Source organism: Exiguobacterium aestuarii (assembly GCF_020171655.1).
GTDB classification, from domain to species: Bacteria; Bacillota; Bacilli; order Exiguobacteriales; family Exiguobacteriaceae; genus Exiguobacterium; species Exiguobacterium aestuarii_A.
In genome coordinates, this window is record NZ_JAIVAC010000001.1 from 697,673 (window position 1) to 712,418 (window position 14,746).

The window sequence follows — 14,746 nt, forward strand, 5'->3', positions numbered from 1 at the left end:
ATGATTAAAACCATTTTGGTAGGGTTCGGCTTTTCAGCGAACACATTCCATCTGCCGTTTTTAAAGGCGATTGACACTTTTGAAGTGAGCGGCGTCGTGTCATCGCGTCCGGATGAAGTAAAGGCTGAATTACCGGATGCCACGGTGTATGCGACATTAGACGAGGCGCTGCAAACAGATGCCTCTTTGTATGTCATTACCACACCATCGCATTTACATAAAGAGATGATTGTTGCCTGCCTCAAAGCCGGGAAAGATGTGTTGGTTGAAAAACCCGCATTCCTGACAACTGAGGAAGGAATTGAGTTGATGGAACTTGAAGCGAAGTCGGAAGGCATCGTCAACGTTTATCAAAACCGTCGTTATGACGGTGATTTCTTAACAATTCGGTCATTGCTCGACTCAAATGTGTTAGGGGAGTGGAAAGTGATTGAATCCCGATTTGATCGTTTCCGACCGAACGTACGGGACCGTTGGCGTGAAAATGCAGGTCCGGGATCAGGGATTTTGTTTGACTTAGGAAGTCATCTCATCGATCAGACGCTCGCCTTGTTCGGAAAACCTGACAAGATTCAAGCGGATGTGATGATTCAACGCGAGGGTGGACAGTCTGACGACGGATTCTATGTGACATTCTATTATGGAGAGAAGCGAGTGTATCTTCGCTCGAATCCATTCATCGCTGGCGAAACTCCGCGGTTCGAAGTCCATGGAACGAAAGGTAGTTTCGTGAAGTTCGGACTTGATCCTCAGGAAGAGGCACTGAAGCAAGGACAGTTTACGAGTGACGTGTTAGAGACTGGGATCTTATCGACGGATGAGGTTGAAACAATTCAAGTCGAGAAAGGTGACTATTTGATGTATTATCATCAGTTAGCCGAAAGCTATCAGACACGGCAACCTGTCGTTTCATTAAAGGATGCGGCACTCACGACGCAAATGATCGAACTCGCTCGACAATCGTCCGAGACGGGTCAAGTGATGTCAGTAGATTGATTTCCATAAGAATTCTATAAGAACGAATTCGCCTGAGTGCGAGTTCGTTCTTTTTTTAACCAAAAACGTAAAAAGAAATCACGATATTTATTTCGTGAATTACTTTAAACGGATATTGATTGTTAACAACAAAAAGTTAAATTCTTCACTGGTGTGCTCATCCTTTAATGGGAAAAGTGGTTATGGAAATCACTTACTGAAAAGGGGATGAGATGATGGAATTCAAAATCATCAAAGACCAAATGGAATGGGAAAAATGGTTGGATCTAACAACATGCGATGCGTATGATCATTTTGATTATGTCAACGTGAATTGTGAATCGAACGACTCACCAGAGCTGTTTCTCGCCATCACGTCAAAAGGGATGCTTGTATATCCATATATCCGTCGCCGAATCAATGAAAAATATGATGATCTTGTGACAGCTTATGGATATGGTGGTCCGTTTCGTGTTGGAACGTTCACAGATGATGAGGTGAAGGTCGCAAGGCAACATTTTATTAGACGTCAGGAGAATGAGAGAACGGTGACCGAAACGATTCGCTATCATCCATTAAGAATTGATGAGGTGATTATGGAAACATTCGGGAGAGCAGTTCCGGTACGACAGACTGTCCATGTCCAACTAGATGAACCGTATGAATATCTGGCTGAGCGGTTCCATAAAATGACGAAGCGAAACGTGAAACGAGCCATCCGTGAACAGTTGACTGTCGTGCGTGGTGACGCTTCAGACATTCACACATTTATGCATCTTTATGAGGCGACCATGAATCGTCGGGATGCAATTGAAGACTATTATTATACCGATTCTTATTTCACTCAGTTACTGACGAGCGAATCCTTTGAAGCGGAATTTCTATTTGCTGTGTTTGAAAACACCGTGGTTGCAGGAGTTCTGGTATTGTACGGAGATGAGGGAGCCAATTATCACCTTGGAGGGTCTCTTAAGAAATACTTACCTCTCCGTCCCAACCATTTCCTCTTCAGTGAAATGATTCGCCGGGCGGGTGAAAAGGGTAAACTCCATCTTCATCTCGGAGGAGGGGCGACCGGGCAGGATGCACTCTATGACTTTAAAATGAGTTTTTCCGGAGATGAGCCGCTTCCTTACTACATTGGTCAATTTGTATTCAACGAACAGGTTTATCAGCAATTAAATGCAAAGCACATTCAATTGCATGGATTATCTAATTACTTTCCAATCTACCGGACACCTGTAAGGTTGGATACCCCACTCCCGAAAGCAAAATAAAAAAATCGATGCCGCTGAACAAACCGTTCGAGCGTGCATCGATTTTTTTATGCGGCATCTTCTTCTGTTGATTCAACTTTTTCCGTATGACGGACAATCGGGAAGTTTTTAAAGAGTCGACTTCCAATCAATCCGAATCCGATTCCAAGGATGAATAAAACAACAGCTGTCAGTGTGACGGTCTGCCAGTCGTTGAAGCCATACATGACGAGTAGACCAGGAATACCCGCAGCCGACCCGGGGGCATCATTGATCATACCGGTCATCGCTACAATCAATCCTGCGATTGCACCTCCTACAAAGTTCACACTATAGATTGGGATTGGATTCGCCGAGATGAGGTCGGCCTGTGTCAACGGTTCAATGGCTACAGAAAGCTGGTCTTTTTTCGTACCGATTTTCAGTTGACGGAACAACAGGTAGTTCATCGAAATGGATGCGGTCAACGCGAGAGCGGCAATCGCCATCGGCACACCTGTCAATCCGAGCATCGCCGTCAAAGCCATTGAGCTGAGAGGTGACGTCGACACGACAGTAACGATTCCACCGAGAACGAGTCCCATGACGACAGGGTTTTGCGTCGCGGCGAGTTCGATGACTGCACCGATTTGTGCAAGTGTATTTGAAACCAGTGGGTCCACGCCAGTAGCGACGAGACGTGCGAGCGGTGCCATCACGATGACGTAGAAAATCATATCGACACCTGTCGGAAGATAGCGATTGATTCGTGTGCCAGCCAGAGCTAGGATATATCCTGCGAAAAATCCAGGAAGGATCCCGAAACCAGACACGGATAACCCGATCATTAAACTATAAACGGGATTGATTCCGAGTGCGATGGCAACGAGTGCTGCGGCAGCAGGACCAGATAATGAACCGGCTGCCTGCCCGACTTCTTCATATAAAGGGAGTGGCAGTAATCCGCCGATGGCATATGCGTTGAATGCTTCGACGAGAAAGCTTGCGATTGCCGCACCTGCCAATGCGCCCATCGCTTTCATTCCGTAAGGCGCCTTGTAACTGAAAAGTGTGAACAAGGCGAGGATGAGCAGTAAAAGTGCAATTCCTTGAATAATGACCATAAACTCTTCCTTCTTTCTATCTATCTGTATTCATTCATAATTTCTTCTATATTCAATGATTGAAAGGCTTCTGTAAAGCCATTTTCATCAGAAAAATCAAAATTGATTCATGATACCGTTTACATGAAGAAACAAAAAATCATGGGAGCGTTTTCTTTGAAAAATGACATCAATTATACAAGTTTGGACGTGTCGAGCCGAATCAGATTGGGAACAGATAGGGGATAGATGTTTCATAAAGTATTGGTCGAGGAGGAAAGAACATGCAGAACGAGAACAGGGAATGGCATGCGCTCGAAGTAGACGAGGTTCAGTCCCACGTGGAGACTGATGTGGAATCTGGTCTCTCGAAGCAAACGGTCACCAATCGACAGGAGGAGTTCGGAAAGAACGTTCTACCTGAAAAGGAGAAGACGCCAGAAATTATAAAATTTTTAAGACAGTTCAATGATATTCTCGTTTACGTCCTTTTGGGAGCGGCAATTGTCACCGGTTTTCTTGGCGAATATATCGATACGATTGTCATCGTCTTAGTTGTGACGGTCATCGGGGTTGTCGGTTATCTCCAAGAGAATAAAGCGGAAGAAGCACTTGAAGGAATCAAAAAGTTGTTAGAGACGAAAGCGACCGTCATTCGCGATGGTAAACAATCCGAAATCGATTCAAGTGATCTCGTCGTCGGGGATATTCTCGTTCTCGCTGCAGGCGACAAGGTACCCGCCGACGCAAGGGTCATTCAAGCGGAAAAATTTAAAGTGGAAGAATCCGCATTGACCGGTGAGGCCACAACGGTCGAGAAAAAACCAGACGTCGTCAAAGAAGAAGCCGTGCTCGCAGATCGAAAAAACATGGTCTATTCAGGAACGAGTGTGGCGACGGGAAGTGCGAAAGCCATTGTGACGGCAATCGGAGAAGGTACGGAACTTGGTCAAATCAATGCGTCCATTTCAGAAGTACAAACCGTGAAGACGCCACTGATTCGTCAGACGACGAAGTTTGGACAGACGGTCTCCATCGCCATCCTAATTATCTCTGTCATTATTTATGCATTCGGTTATTTCTTACGAGATTATGAACCAGTCGAACTCATGTTAACGACGATTGGTCTAGCAGTCGCAGCCATTCCAGAAGGATTACCAGCTGTCATCTCCATTATCTTGGCGCTCGGGGTTAGGAATATGGCTGAGCAAAAAGCAATTGTTCGAAGTCTGCCGTCTGTTGAAACGTTAGGCGCAGTCTCGGTCATCTGTACCGATAAGACCGGAACGTTGACGAAAAACGAGATGACCGTCAAACAAATCGTGACGGCGAAACATGACATTGAGGTGTCAGGGAGCGGGTATGCACCGAACGGAGACTTAGAATTGAACGGCCAACCGTTTGACTTGGATGACGATGAGTCGATGATTGACCTATTGACTGTCGGGAAGACGTGTAACGATGCACAGTTGAACGAAGAAGATGGGGATTGGGTCATCAATGGGGACCCGACCGAGGCGTGTTTATTAACTGTTGCTGAGAAAGCGGAGCGCCCAATCGAGCGTCTCAAAGTCATCTCTAAAATCCCTTTTGATTCAGAGTACAAATACATGGCGACGCTCGTTGAATATAAAGACGAGCGCATGATCTTCGTCAAAGGGGCTCCGGATCGCTTGTTTGATATGGCGGCAACAGATGGCTTCAAACAAGAGTATTGGGATGAAAAGCGAAAAGAGATTGCCGACCGTGGTCAGCGCGTCCTCGGTGCCGGATTAAAACGTGTCGACAGTTCAAAACAATCGATTGATCATGAGGACGTTGAAGATGGTCTGACTTTCCTTGGTTTATTCGGGATCGTCGATCCTCCACGTCAAGAAGCAATCGATGCGGTAGCCGCGTGTCGCGATGCTGGAATCCGAATTAAAATGATCACGGGTGACCATAAGGATACGGCCGTCGCCATCGCAAAAGAACTCGGTATGGAAGTTGAAGGGGCGCTCGAGGGTCGAGAGCTGACAGACATGTCTGATGAAGAAATCAAAGAAGCGTCGGTTCATAACGATGTATTCGCGCGAACGAGTCCGAACGATAAACTTCGTCTCGTGAAAGGGTTACAAGAGAATGGATTGATCACCTCGATGACCGGAGACGGTGTGAATGATGCACCAGCCTTAAAACGTGCCGATATTGGGGTCGCAATGGGGATTAAAGGGACCGAAGTCGCAAAAGAAGCCTCTCAAATGGTTCTTGTCGATGATAACTTTAAAACCATCTATAACGCCGTACGTGAAGGACGACGTGTCTATGATAACTTGAAGAAAACCATCCTCTTCCTACTTCCTACGAACGGTGGACAGGCGTTGCTCGTTGCGATGAGTATTTTACTCGGGGCAGCAGCTCCACTCAGCCCGGTTCAAATCTTATGGGTCAACATGGTCGTCGCGATTACCCTTTCATTGGCGATTGCCTTTGAACCACTTGAAGAGAGTACGATGAAGCGTCCTCCACGGCCGGCGAACGTACCACTTCTCAGTCGCTATTACATCTTCCGTGTCACGTTCGTATCGATATTGATCGGGGGAGGTAGTTTATGGATCAACTACATGCTTGGAGATTTCGATTACTCGACCGAGAAATTACAGACCATTACTTTAAATGCGATTGTCATGGCACAGTTATTCCACTTATATAACTGTCGCACTGAGTTGGTTCCGGCGTTCAATCGTCGTTTCTTCGACAATAAAATCGCGTTCCTCGTATCTGGACTGCTCATCGCCCTACAATTGTTCATCACGTATGTTCCGTTCATGCATACGCTATTCGGGACTGCACCACTTACGTGGGAAGATTGGATTTATCCAGTGGCATTTGGAGCCGTCGTATTTATCATCGTGGAGATTGAAAAAGCCATCTCAAGACGAGTGATTGGGAATCAAAATATACACTGATACGTTTCATCTATAAACAAAACGGATAAACAAATGGAGTAACGATGAAGGAGGGATACGATGAAACGAGACGAATCACAACCAGGGGTACATCCAGATCCGATTCCGGATGATGAATCAAACCCGGCACAAAAACCGGCTCCGACCCAACACCCTGATCCAGATCCCGATGAAGAATCGGATGAATAAAGGGATTAACTTGTAAGACAAAACCTCCTCGTCGATTAGACAAGGAGGTTTTTCGTGTCGAGCTTACTTTTTCGTTTTTGAGGAACGGCTGTTTTGTAGACGATTAAACTTCTTTTCATCCATATGTTCTGTGATGACAAAGTCACCGACAGGGCATTCCCACTTTCCTTTTGCGACAACACATTCACGCAACGTCACTTGATCATCATACAGATCAAGCTCTAGCGTTTCTTTTAAAAATTGATCTACTTTTGGATTTGGCACTTTTACATATTCATTCAAGACAAGTTCTTCATTCTTAACAGTCACATAAGAGGTGACTTGAAAATAGCGCATGCGATAATCTCCTTTGATAATAAAAACTAATAACTAGTATAACGGTTCATGAGACAAAACGGGATATCAATGTTTCATCTCGGCCCGCTCACGTTTTGGTGGTGCCTCGTTAAACGGTTTTTGATGCCGAATCATGAGCCAGAAGATCAAGCCGAAGAGCGGGATGTATGGAAGAGGCCAAAGGCTCATCTTATACCGTTTCGCATCACGATTCATTAACGTAATCTGAATAAATGCCAATAAAAAGAAATCGACGGTCATCGTTCGGACGAACTGGTTGTTCTCCACATACGACCAATATTCTGCTACATTCCCTGTATTTGCGGCGGCGATAAACAATCCGATTGTCACCAGCAACAATACGACGCCAAGGATGCGTGTCGGAAGCGGTTTAACGGGAGTTGGATAAGGAGATTGTCTCGCGAAAGCCAAATAGGGGGCGAGTAAGAAGCCTCCTACGAAGAAACTACTGATTGCCGCAAACAGCGGATTTGGCTTCAATTGGTTCACTTCTGACCAAAGCAGCGGGAACATGGCTAATGGAAATACACCTAGAATACTAAATAAGGAAAGAGAATAGCCTTCGTAAGCATCCGTATTATACGTCACGAAATCAAGTAAGAATCGCCCGTCAAACGGTACGTTCGGACCAAAAATAGCTAAAGCAATGGCCACACCCCATGGAATCAATAAAAATTTTCTCGTCATACGAACACCTCACCCAATGATAGTCATAATAGTAGTATACCCTCTTTTGGAAACACGAAAAAATGAGAAGATGCGATATCGCATGTTCTCATTTATTTTCACGTGCATACATTTTAATCATCGTGACAAGTTGTTGCGTTTCGTCCATTTTGGCATCAAGCAAAATACCATAATCGTATAATGAACCTAATTGACTGCGATGTCTGACATGTCCAATCAACTCAATAGGTTGAAGAGTCGGAACGAGATCAAGGACGAAGTGAACCTGCAAATCATCGGATAGTGGAAAAAGATAATCGGATCGTAATTTCAGTCCGTGTGAGCTCACATTCAGAAGAAGTCCTTCTCCATCATAAAGTTCCTTCTCTTCCCAAACGAGTCGATAAGGGATCGTACGGGGATTCGGTAGAATATAGCGAAAAGTTTCCTGTCTGCGATAACGCATCAATTCACCCCATTTCTCTACTCCCTATATCGGACATTTACAATTCGAAATGAAGTGGAAATAAGTATAATTTTTCGATAAGCTCGCTTTACAAATGTGAAAACGCTTTCTATAATAGGTGTACGATTTGAATAGGGAGGAGATCAGATGAATGTACATGATTTACTCCGACGTTACTCGATTCAAACACCAGTCATCTACGAAAAAAAACGTAACGGGGAGTGGGTTAAACTCGAGCGCTTACCCGCTTATACCATTCTTGAAGTCGAAACGAACGATCAAACAATCGAAGCGGTCGCCATTGATGCGTTCAAAGCGATCACCGTCTGTCGAGAATCGGCGTCGATTGAAGAAGCCCGTCCGTATGCTGTGCGCATCCAGATTGAACGACCATAAGAAAAGCCGTAACTTCGACAGTGAAGTTACGGCTTATTTTATGCAGCGTCTTGTTCGGTTTCATCTTGTGGATTCGTACGTTTTGCGTAGTACATGAATGGTGTTGCCATCCAAGCAATCACGAATTTCGCAACGTACGTCGTAATGAAGATATTCCACCAGATGTCCCAATCCATTCCCCAGAAAGCGATAATACAGAAAGTGAACGTATCAATTAACTGTGAGAGCACGGTAGAACCTGTCGTTCTGAGCCAAAGTTTTTTCTCGCCCGTTTTGGCGCGAATCTTCGAGTAGACGAAGACGTCAAACAATTGAGAGACGAGGTAAGCAGCGAGGCTACCAAGTGTGATCAACGGAAGCATCGAGAAGAGTGCCTCAAAACTTTCGTGCATGAAGAGCGCTTCTTCGAACGGTTCATACAAGAGGGCATACTGCATGAGTACCGTCGAAACGATCAAAATGAAGAACCCGAGCCATACCCCTTTTCGAGCCGCAGCTCGTCCGTGTTTTTCGTTCAAAATATCAGTCGCTAAATAAAGCGAACCGTAGACGATGTTACCGAGCGTAAAAATGTATCCGCCAATTACAATCTGTTGTGTGACTTGAATATTTGCGACAACTGAAGCCATCGCAATCCAAGCATATAATCCGACCCGTCCGAACAATTTGTAACTGAGGACGAGAAGACCGAGTGTAAGGATGGCAGAAGGAATCCATAACCATTCGTTTAGCATGAATCATGCTCCTTCCTCTAACTATTCAATGATTTCAACTTTTCAAGTTTATAGAGGAACGGAAATGATGTCAAGGTGAGGTACACTCAGGCTGATCTATAATCCATGATACACGAACGGAGTCAGACACCGCTCAGTTCGATGTTCAAACCTTTTACAATACCACGTGCACTGCCGAGCATGTCTGCTTGTTCTCTCCATGTCAATTGGTGCTTCGTTTCTTTGAAGTGATTGATCACGTCCTGCGAATAGGTTAATGATCGAAGAACGGAATCGATTTCAACATGTTGAATATGGTCGATATCAAATTCTTTTAAGTGTTCAAGACCCACTCGCAATTCTTCGATGTTAGTAAAGGTTTGATCCAAACGATTTTGTAGGTTAATGGATTCAGTCGAGTCAGGTTTCTCACAAGTGTTTTGGCAAGCCCAAAGACTTTCTGATCCCTCGGCGAATGCAGCGAGCACATCGCTACTTTCGGATCTTAAATATCCCCAGAAAATATCAATTTCTTTTTGAGTTGGTTCGCCTTTGAAAAATAGAGTGAATTCTTCGACGGTTTCTTCTGATGTTTCAGTGGTGTTTTCTGTAACTGGTTCAGGTTTTGAGTCCTGATCTGGACTAGGCGAACAAGAAGCCAACAAAATCATGACTGTGCCTATCCCAAGTGCTCGTTTCATCGAAACCCTCCTGTAAAAGATATGGTAATCCAAATTGTACCATTGATTGTCGTCAGAATGTTCATCAAAAACGATATTAGATTGATAAGTATAAAAAAAGCACCTCCTGTCATAAACAGGAAGTGCTCTGAACCGCTTCGTTGAGCGGTGTTTATGATGCCTCCGACGAGAATCGAACTCGTGCTGCAGCATTACCATTTCTAATTTGGTTTTTCGTGGGAGCATATTCGTGCGAGATGTGGCGTGGTTGAGCCATTCTCTAATTCGTTATTGTAAGTTATTGGTGTTTAAAACTGTGAATTCGCCTGTGCATGGGCGGTAAGTGTGCACAATGCTGTGCACTAATCAATTGCTTAACAGTTTTACTTTTTGTGTCTCGAATTCTTCCTGAGACAACACCCCAGCGTCGAGTAATTGCTTGAGTTTGAGTAATTCGTCCGCCGCACTATTTGAGGAAGTTTCATTTTGTGTCTGCAATGGTTGATTGATTAGTTCTTCTACATGATCTCGTAATTTTAAAGCCAGGTCATATTCTTTCTTTGCAAACATGATAGAGTTCTCGTCTCTCACAGCATCCATTACTCCGGTAGTATCTTTACTGCCCGAGAAAACGAACTGGATATAACCCTGCGTAAGACCAGGCTTTTTTATTTGAATTCCTGAAAGAGAGCTGATTCGGATATTTTTATCTCCGCCGCCATTGTTGAAACGATTCATTAATCCGCGGCGAACGATTTTAACAAAACCATTCTCTACAGTCACTTGAGTTTTACCAACGGTTTTAAAATCAAAAACATTATTCATAAGTCGTACCTCCTAATATTTTCTCGTTCATATTGTATCATGTATAGTACATATACCCATCTTTGTTAAATAAAGTTTCAATTCGACACGGATTCGATAAAATTGTCGAACAATATTTTACAGGGGGAGCCAAAATTATGGTTGAATCTATAAGTGCGTTGTATCATACTTAAGACATAGATTACGAACATATGTTCTAGTTCGGTGGTAACAAAAACGATGGAAAAGTGAGGGGAACTACTTGGAAAGTCGCGCAGTCATGGATGTAGCATACAACGAAGCAATGGTCGATGATGTTTTGCAGAAGAGTCGAATGGGTTTGATTCCTAATGTGGAAACAGGTGTGCTCGAGAGGCGGATCTATACACTCGATGATTTTCTAAAGTTAGCCTTGGAACATGAAAAGGACAAGCGGTGATTTTTCTCACTACTCGTCCTTTTTTTGATTTCGTTTTTCTAAGCTCTCGGCGAGCTGGAAGCGATAGAAGCTGTACAAGGCGTTCATTCGGTCTTCACCAAGAATTTTTGCCTCTTCGTCATTAATTCCCAACACTTCACGGATTCGCTTCTCTTCAAATTTCTTTTCTAAATCTTTATTCGAAGTCGGATGTGGCTCGTTCGTCTCGCCATATAAATATTGGTATGTCGTCTCCATGAGCTCCTTTATAAGAGGCAACTCGCGGAAGCGGGGCACGTTGTCTCCCTTTTCCCACGCAGAGTAAGCTGATTGCGACTTACCAAGTCGTTTGGCCGCCTCCGTCTGACTCCATCCTTTGCGATTACGGAGATAGGCAAGACGCTGACCGAAGTCTTTCGCCAGCTGATCTTGTTCTTTATTTATTTGCTTCGATTCCTTCGGCATTGTAATGACATCCCTCTCAGTTGTTTCGTTCATCTCAAATCCTCCTTCCACATCATACATAGAAAATGAGGGAGATGACCATCTTCTATGTATAAATATATCGGTTTAAATGGTATACATCAAATAAATGTAAAAAAATCCTGTTTTAATGGTTGACTTACCTGTTTAACAGGTATATGATAAGTGTGTAGCAAGCAGAAAGCGAGGTGAATACGAACATGGCAGTCAAAGAAACGCATCCACGCGAAGCGTTACGACGTCGGAGACAGGCGCTAGGGATCACGCAGAAACACATGGCCCGATGCCTTGGCTACTCTCGGTCACAACCTTACCATGACATGGAGAAGGGATTGACGAGCGTGAAGGTTGGCGCAGCGCTACTGATCGCTGAGATTTTAGAATCGACAGTCGAAGAGCTTTTTTTTGAAGAAAAGTACCATAATAAATGGTATGAGAACGAGATTTAACATTTTTACAGGTAATACCGGTAATCACAGTTTAATATCATATTCCTCTTATGTAAACAATCGAACCTTGAAAGGATGAATCGAATGAACGAATTCAAAACACCAATGTTCCAGGTGATGGACGTAGTAACTCAAGCGAACGAGTTAAAAGTAATCCATACCGAAGAAATCCTCGGACGCGAGATTGAAATCTATGGCACAAAAGAAGAACCGTTGTTCTTGGCCAAGGACGTCGCTGAATGGATCGAGCACAGCAACCCGACAGAAATGCTTCGTACCGTAGATGAGGATGAAAAGCTGAACTCAACAATCCTTAGTGCAGGTCAACAACGTCGAGTTTCATTCGTGACGGAGGACGGTTTATACGAAGTGTTCTTCCAGTCACGCAAGCCAATCGCTAAACAAATGAAGAAAGTTGTGAAACAAATCCTTCGAGAGATTCGACAAACCGGAGAGTTTCGGATGCCGAAGCAAGCGAGCGAATCGTTGCCTCAATTGTTCCGAGGTGTCGCTGATCTGATTGAGAAGACGGGCGACATCGAAGAAGACGTGAAAATGCTCAAAAGTGAAATGCGTCTGTCATCCCGCGACGAACGCAAGCTCGACAGTTCCATCAACAAACGAGTGGTCGAAGCGCTCGGCGGTAAGAAGGCGCAAGCCTATCGGGATGCCTCGTTACGTCAGACGGTGTTCGCGCAGTTTTGGAAGGAGTACAAGAATTACTTCGGCATCGTGCTCAAAGGCGACCTGCCTCGCGTGAAGTTGCAAGAGGCGAACGTTTTCATCCGAGAGTGGACACCAAGCACGGAAAACCGCATGGCCATCCATCAACTAAACGACCAAATCGAATTGAATCTAGATTGAAAGGAGTCATTCCATGTTCGACACGCAAGCCATGTTCCAACTGATCGAGTCAGCCGTCGCCAAGGTCATGCAAGAGTACGCCAAGCCGCACCGTGAGTACATGACCATCAACGAGGTATGCGAGGAGCTCAAGTTGAGTCGCTGGTCCGTTGATAAGCATATCCGCGAGAACGGCTTGCCTCACGTCAAGATCGAGAAGCGGGTGCTCATCGAACGCTCGGCACTCTACGACTGGCTCGACCAACTCAACAAATGAACGCAAAAAACAGACGAGGAAAAGACCCCGCCTGCTCAATGATTCGACACCTTGAGTATACCACGGGGCGCCTCAAAAATGGAGGATAACATGCTCACTGAACGCCAAACCGACATCCTGTTCGAAACGACAGGCTACGCCGCACTCGCATCACTCTTACTGACGATGCTACTCGGTCAATACGACTACTACCTTATCGGCGCCGCCGTCACACTAACCCTCGCGACAGTCTTCGCAGGGATCAGCTACCTCAGTACAAAGGGGGAGGACGCATGAACATCCAAGCGCACGACCAACTCGAAGAGCGTGAGCAACAGCTCGACGCCTTCCACCATCAACTCAAACAGCTACGCTCGGACGCCAACGATGCGATTGAGCAATTGCACTATAAGGACCTCGATTACAGCTACGAGCAGGGCGTGTTCAACACGTTGCGCCAATTGCAGGACCTGTTCGAGCAGACTTTCCAAAAGGAGGAGTACTAATGGACGCTTACGACAAAATCAACGGCTTAAACGAAGTCGTCGCTGATCTAAACGACGCCATCAAAGCCATCGAGAAACTCGGAAACCTTAACGCCAATATCACAGGGCCAATCTACGACGCCTTGTATCAAATCGAAATCGCACTGGAGTTTCAACAAGACATCGTTCGCCAGATGCCAAAAAGCGAGGTCGAGCTTCGCTACGAACGACTCGCACAAGAATACGGTGCCAAGCGTGTCAAACATGTCTGCTACGAAACGATGCTCAAAGAACAGGGAGGGACAGCGGTATGAACCCTCAATTGAAAATGAATGCAATTCCAATTGCCGACACGAAAGACATGAGCCGAGAAGAATGGCTTGAACTTCGTCGAAACGGCATTGGTGGATCGGACATCGCAGGCATCCTTGGGTTAAACAAGTATAAATCTCCGATGGGTGTCTACCTCGATAAAGTAGGCGAGTCACCACATGAAGACGAGACAAGTGAGGCCGCGTACTGGGGCAACATGCTTGAAGAAGTGGTGGCTCAAGAATTCGGTACACGCACCGGACTTGAGGTCGGTAACGACACACGGATGCTCAGCCATCCTGATTATCCGTTTCTGATCGCTAATCTCGACCGGGTTGTTGTAGGAAAACCCGAAATCATCGAGTGCAAGACCTCGTCGGCATATCGAGCCAAGGAATGGGAAGGCGAACAGGTGCCAATGGAATACCTCATCCAAGTGATGCACTACTTGGCTGTCACAGGATACGAGCGGGCACACATCGCGGTCCTCATCGGTGGTCAACGCTTCGTTCACAAGACGGTCGAGCGAGATAACGAACTCATCGAACTGATGATCGACGCCGCTTCTAACTTTTGGAACAACCACGTACTGACGAAAGTGCCTCCGCCGTTCGATGGTTCTAACGCATCGGTGACTTTGATTGGCGCCATGTTCCCACAGGCAGAGAACGAATCAGAAACAGAGTTGCCGGACGAAGCAGAGGCGCTCATCGAGCAATATCGCGAAGCAACTGAACGTATGGACGCCGCCAAAACGGACAAGCTCGACGCAGAGAACAAGCTCAAAGCGCTCATCGGTAACGCCGAGATTGGAATCGGGCGTAACCACATCGTCGAATGGAAAAACGTCAAAGCACGAGAAACGGTCGATGCACGTCAACTGCTCATCGATCATCCCGATATCGTCGAGAAGTATCGCAAGGTCGGCAATCCGACACGTCGCTTTTCAATTAAAGAAGTCAAATAAG

21 protein-coding genes are annotated in these 14,746 nt (G+C 45.4%); 13 read left to right on the forward strand and 8 right to left on the reverse strand.

Annotated elements, in window-relative coordinates:
- Together LCM29_RS03595 and LCM29_RS03600 are read left to right on the forward strand one after the other, a co-directional pair.
- Entirely contained in the window at nucleotides 1-996 is a 996-nt protein-coding gene (locus tag LCM29_RS03595) for a Gfo/Idh/MocA family oxidoreductase (protein WP_224860893.1), read from the forward strand.
- 215 nt (nucleotides 997-1,211) lie between these two features.
- The gene (locus LCM29_RS03600) at nucleotides 1,212-2,252 is read left to right on the forward strand and encodes a lipid II:glycine glycyltransferase FemX (RefSeq protein WP_224860895.1); all 1,041 of its coding nucleotides are present in this window, start codon (nucleotides 1,212-1,214) and stop codon (nucleotides 2,250-2,252) included.
- Between the two features lie 47 nt (nucleotides 2,253-2,299).
- Here the strand turns inward: LCM29_RS03600 and LCM29_RS03605 are convergent, their stop codons facing one another.
- Nucleotides 2,300-3,334, reverse strand: coding sequence for a PTS sugar transporter subunit IIC (locus LCM29_RS03605; RefSeq protein ID WP_224860897.1), 1,035 nt, complete (start codon nucleotides 3,332-3,334; stop codon nucleotides 2,300-2,302).
- A gap of 263 nt (nucleotides 3,335-3,597) precedes the next feature.
- Here LCM29_RS03605 and LCM29_RS03610 point away from each other — a divergent pair, with 263 nt between their 5' ends.
- Both LCM29_RS03610 and LCM29_RS15175 read left to right on the forward strand, forming a co-directional pair.
- On the forward strand, nucleotides 3,598-6,261 hold the full coding sequence (locus LCM29_RS03610) for a cation-transporting P-type ATPase (RefSeq protein WP_224860899.1): 2,664 nt from the start codon (nucleotides 3,598-3,600) through the stop codon (nucleotides 6,259-6,261).
- A 60-nt stretch (nucleotides 6,262-6,321) separates the two neighbouring features.
- On the forward strand, nucleotides 6,322-6,450 hold the full coding sequence (locus LCM29_RS15175; RefSeq protein ID WP_256441151.1) for a hypothetical protein: 129 nt from the start codon (nucleotides 6,322-6,324) through the stop codon (nucleotides 6,448-6,450).
- 63 nt (nucleotides 6,451-6,513) lie between these two features.
- Here LCM29_RS15175 and LCM29_RS03615 read toward each other — a convergent pair whose 3' ends face one another.
- From LCM29_RS03615 to LCM29_RS03625, 3 genes are all read right to left on the reverse strand, one after another.
- Nucleotides 6,514-6,786, reverse strand: a complete 273-nt coding sequence (locus tag LCM29_RS03615) for a hypothetical protein (protein WP_074034514.1) — start codon at nucleotides 6,784-6,786, stop codon at nucleotides 6,514-6,516.
- Between the two features lie 66 nt (nucleotides 6,787-6,852).
- Nucleotides 6,853-7,494 carry a hypothetical protein gene (locus tag LCM29_RS03620; protein ID WP_224860901.1) on the reverse strand — a complete coding sequence of 214 codons (642 nt, stop codon included), beginning with the start codon at nucleotides 7,492-7,494 and terminating at the stop codon, nucleotides 6,853-6,855.
- Between the two features lie 88 nt (nucleotides 7,495-7,582).
- The gene (locus tag LCM29_RS03625; RefSeq protein WP_214745176.1) at nucleotides 7,583-7,939 is read right to left on the reverse strand and encodes a PilZ domain-containing protein; all 357 of its coding nucleotides are present in this window, start codon (nucleotides 7,937-7,939) and stop codon (nucleotides 7,583-7,585) included.
- A gap of 147 nt (nucleotides 7,940-8,086) precedes the next feature.
- Between LCM29_RS03625 and LCM29_RS03630 the strand changes: the two genes are divergently transcribed.
- Nucleotides 8,087-8,335, forward strand: coding sequence for a hypothetical protein (locus LCM29_RS03630; RefSeq protein WP_214692196.1), 249 nt, complete (start codon nucleotides 8,087-8,089; stop codon nucleotides 8,333-8,335).
- Nucleotides 8,336-8,373: 38 nt separating this feature from the next.
- Here LCM29_RS03630 and LCM29_RS03635 read toward each other — a convergent pair whose 3' ends face one another.
- From LCM29_RS03635 to LCM29_RS03645, 3 genes are all read right to left on the reverse strand, one after another.
- On the reverse strand, nucleotides 8,374-9,069 hold the full coding sequence (locus LCM29_RS03635) for a queuosine precursor transporter (RefSeq protein ID WP_074034510.1): 696 nt from the start codon (nucleotides 9,067-9,069) through the stop codon (nucleotides 8,374-8,376).
- Nucleotides 9,070-9,191: 122 nt separating this feature from the next.
- Complete coding sequence (locus tag LCM29_RS03640; protein ID WP_224860903.1) at nucleotides 9,192-9,749, reverse strand: hypothetical protein; 558 nt, start codon at nucleotides 9,747-9,749, stop codon at nucleotides 9,192-9,194.
- A gap of 345 nt (nucleotides 9,750-10,094) precedes the next feature.
- Nucleotides 10,095-10,553 carry an SHOCT domain-containing protein gene (locus LCM29_RS03645; RefSeq protein WP_224860905.1) on the reverse strand — a complete coding sequence of 153 codons (459 nt, stop codon included), beginning with the start codon at nucleotides 10,551-10,553 and terminating at the stop codon, nucleotides 10,095-10,097.
- Nucleotides 10,554-10,794: 241 nt separating this feature from the next.
- Here LCM29_RS03645 and LCM29_RS03650 point away from each other — a divergent pair, with 241 nt between their 5' ends.
- Nucleotides 10,795-10,971: a hypothetical protein gene (locus LCM29_RS03650; protein WP_224860907.1), complete on the forward strand. Its 177-nt coding sequence runs from the start codon at nucleotides 10,795-10,797 to the stop codon at nucleotides 10,969-10,971.
- 9 nt (nucleotides 10,972-10,980) lie between these two features.
- Here the strand turns inward: LCM29_RS03650 and LCM29_RS03655 are convergent, their stop codons facing one another.
- Nucleotides 10,981-11,448 carry a helix-turn-helix domain-containing protein gene (locus LCM29_RS03655; protein WP_224860909.1) on the reverse strand — a complete coding sequence of 156 codons (468 nt, stop codon included), beginning with the start codon at nucleotides 11,446-11,448 and terminating at the stop codon, nucleotides 10,981-10,983.
- Nucleotides 11,449-11,633: 185 nt separating this feature from the next.
- Between LCM29_RS03655 and LCM29_RS03660 the strand changes: the two genes are divergently transcribed.
- The 7 genes from LCM29_RS03660 (at nucleotide 11,634) to LCM29_RS03690 (ending at nucleotide 14,745) form a co-directional block, all read left to right on the forward strand.
- Nucleotides 11,634-11,882 (forward strand): helix-turn-helix transcriptional regulator, encoded by a 249-nt coding sequence (locus tag LCM29_RS03660; protein WP_224860911.1) that lies wholly within the window; start codon nucleotides 11,634-11,636, stop codon nucleotides 11,880-11,882.
- 84 nt (nucleotides 11,883-11,966) lie between these two features.
- A complete protein-coding gene (locus LCM29_RS03665; protein WP_224860913.1) occupies nucleotides 11,967-12,746 on the forward strand; it encodes an ORF6C domain-containing protein in 780 nt (259 codons plus the stop codon).
- 13 nt (nucleotides 12,747-12,759) lie between these two features.
- On the forward strand, nucleotides 12,760-13,002 hold the full coding sequence (locus LCM29_RS03670) for a helix-turn-helix domain-containing protein (protein WP_224860915.1): 243 nt from the start codon (nucleotides 12,760-12,762) through the stop codon (nucleotides 13,000-13,002).
- A 90-nt stretch (nucleotides 13,003-13,092) separates the two neighbouring features.
- A complete protein-coding gene (locus LCM29_RS03675; protein WP_224860917.1) occupies nucleotides 13,093-13,278 on the forward strand; it encodes a hypothetical protein in 186 nt (61 codons plus the stop codon).
- Nucleotides 13,275-13,487 (forward strand): hypothetical protein, encoded by a 213-nt coding sequence (locus tag LCM29_RS03680; RefSeq protein WP_224860919.1) that lies wholly within the window; start codon nucleotides 13,275-13,277, stop codon nucleotides 13,485-13,487. The genes LCM29_RS03675 and LCM29_RS03680 overlap by 4 nt, the downstream gene beginning before the upstream one ends.
- Nucleotides 13,487-13,780, forward strand: coding sequence for a hypothetical protein (locus tag LCM29_RS03685; protein WP_224860921.1), 294 nt, complete (start codon nucleotides 13,487-13,489; stop codon nucleotides 13,778-13,780). The genes LCM29_RS03680 and LCM29_RS03685 overlap by 1 nt, the downstream gene beginning before the upstream one ends.
- Nucleotides 13,777-14,745, forward strand: a complete 969-nt coding sequence (locus LCM29_RS03690; protein ID WP_224860923.1) for a YqaJ viral recombinase family protein — start codon at nucleotides 13,777-13,779, stop codon at nucleotides 14,743-14,745. Before LCM29_RS03685 ends, LCM29_RS03690 begins: the two co-directional genes overlap by 4 nt.
- The last annotated feature ends 1 nt before the right edge of the window (nucleotide 14,746 follow it).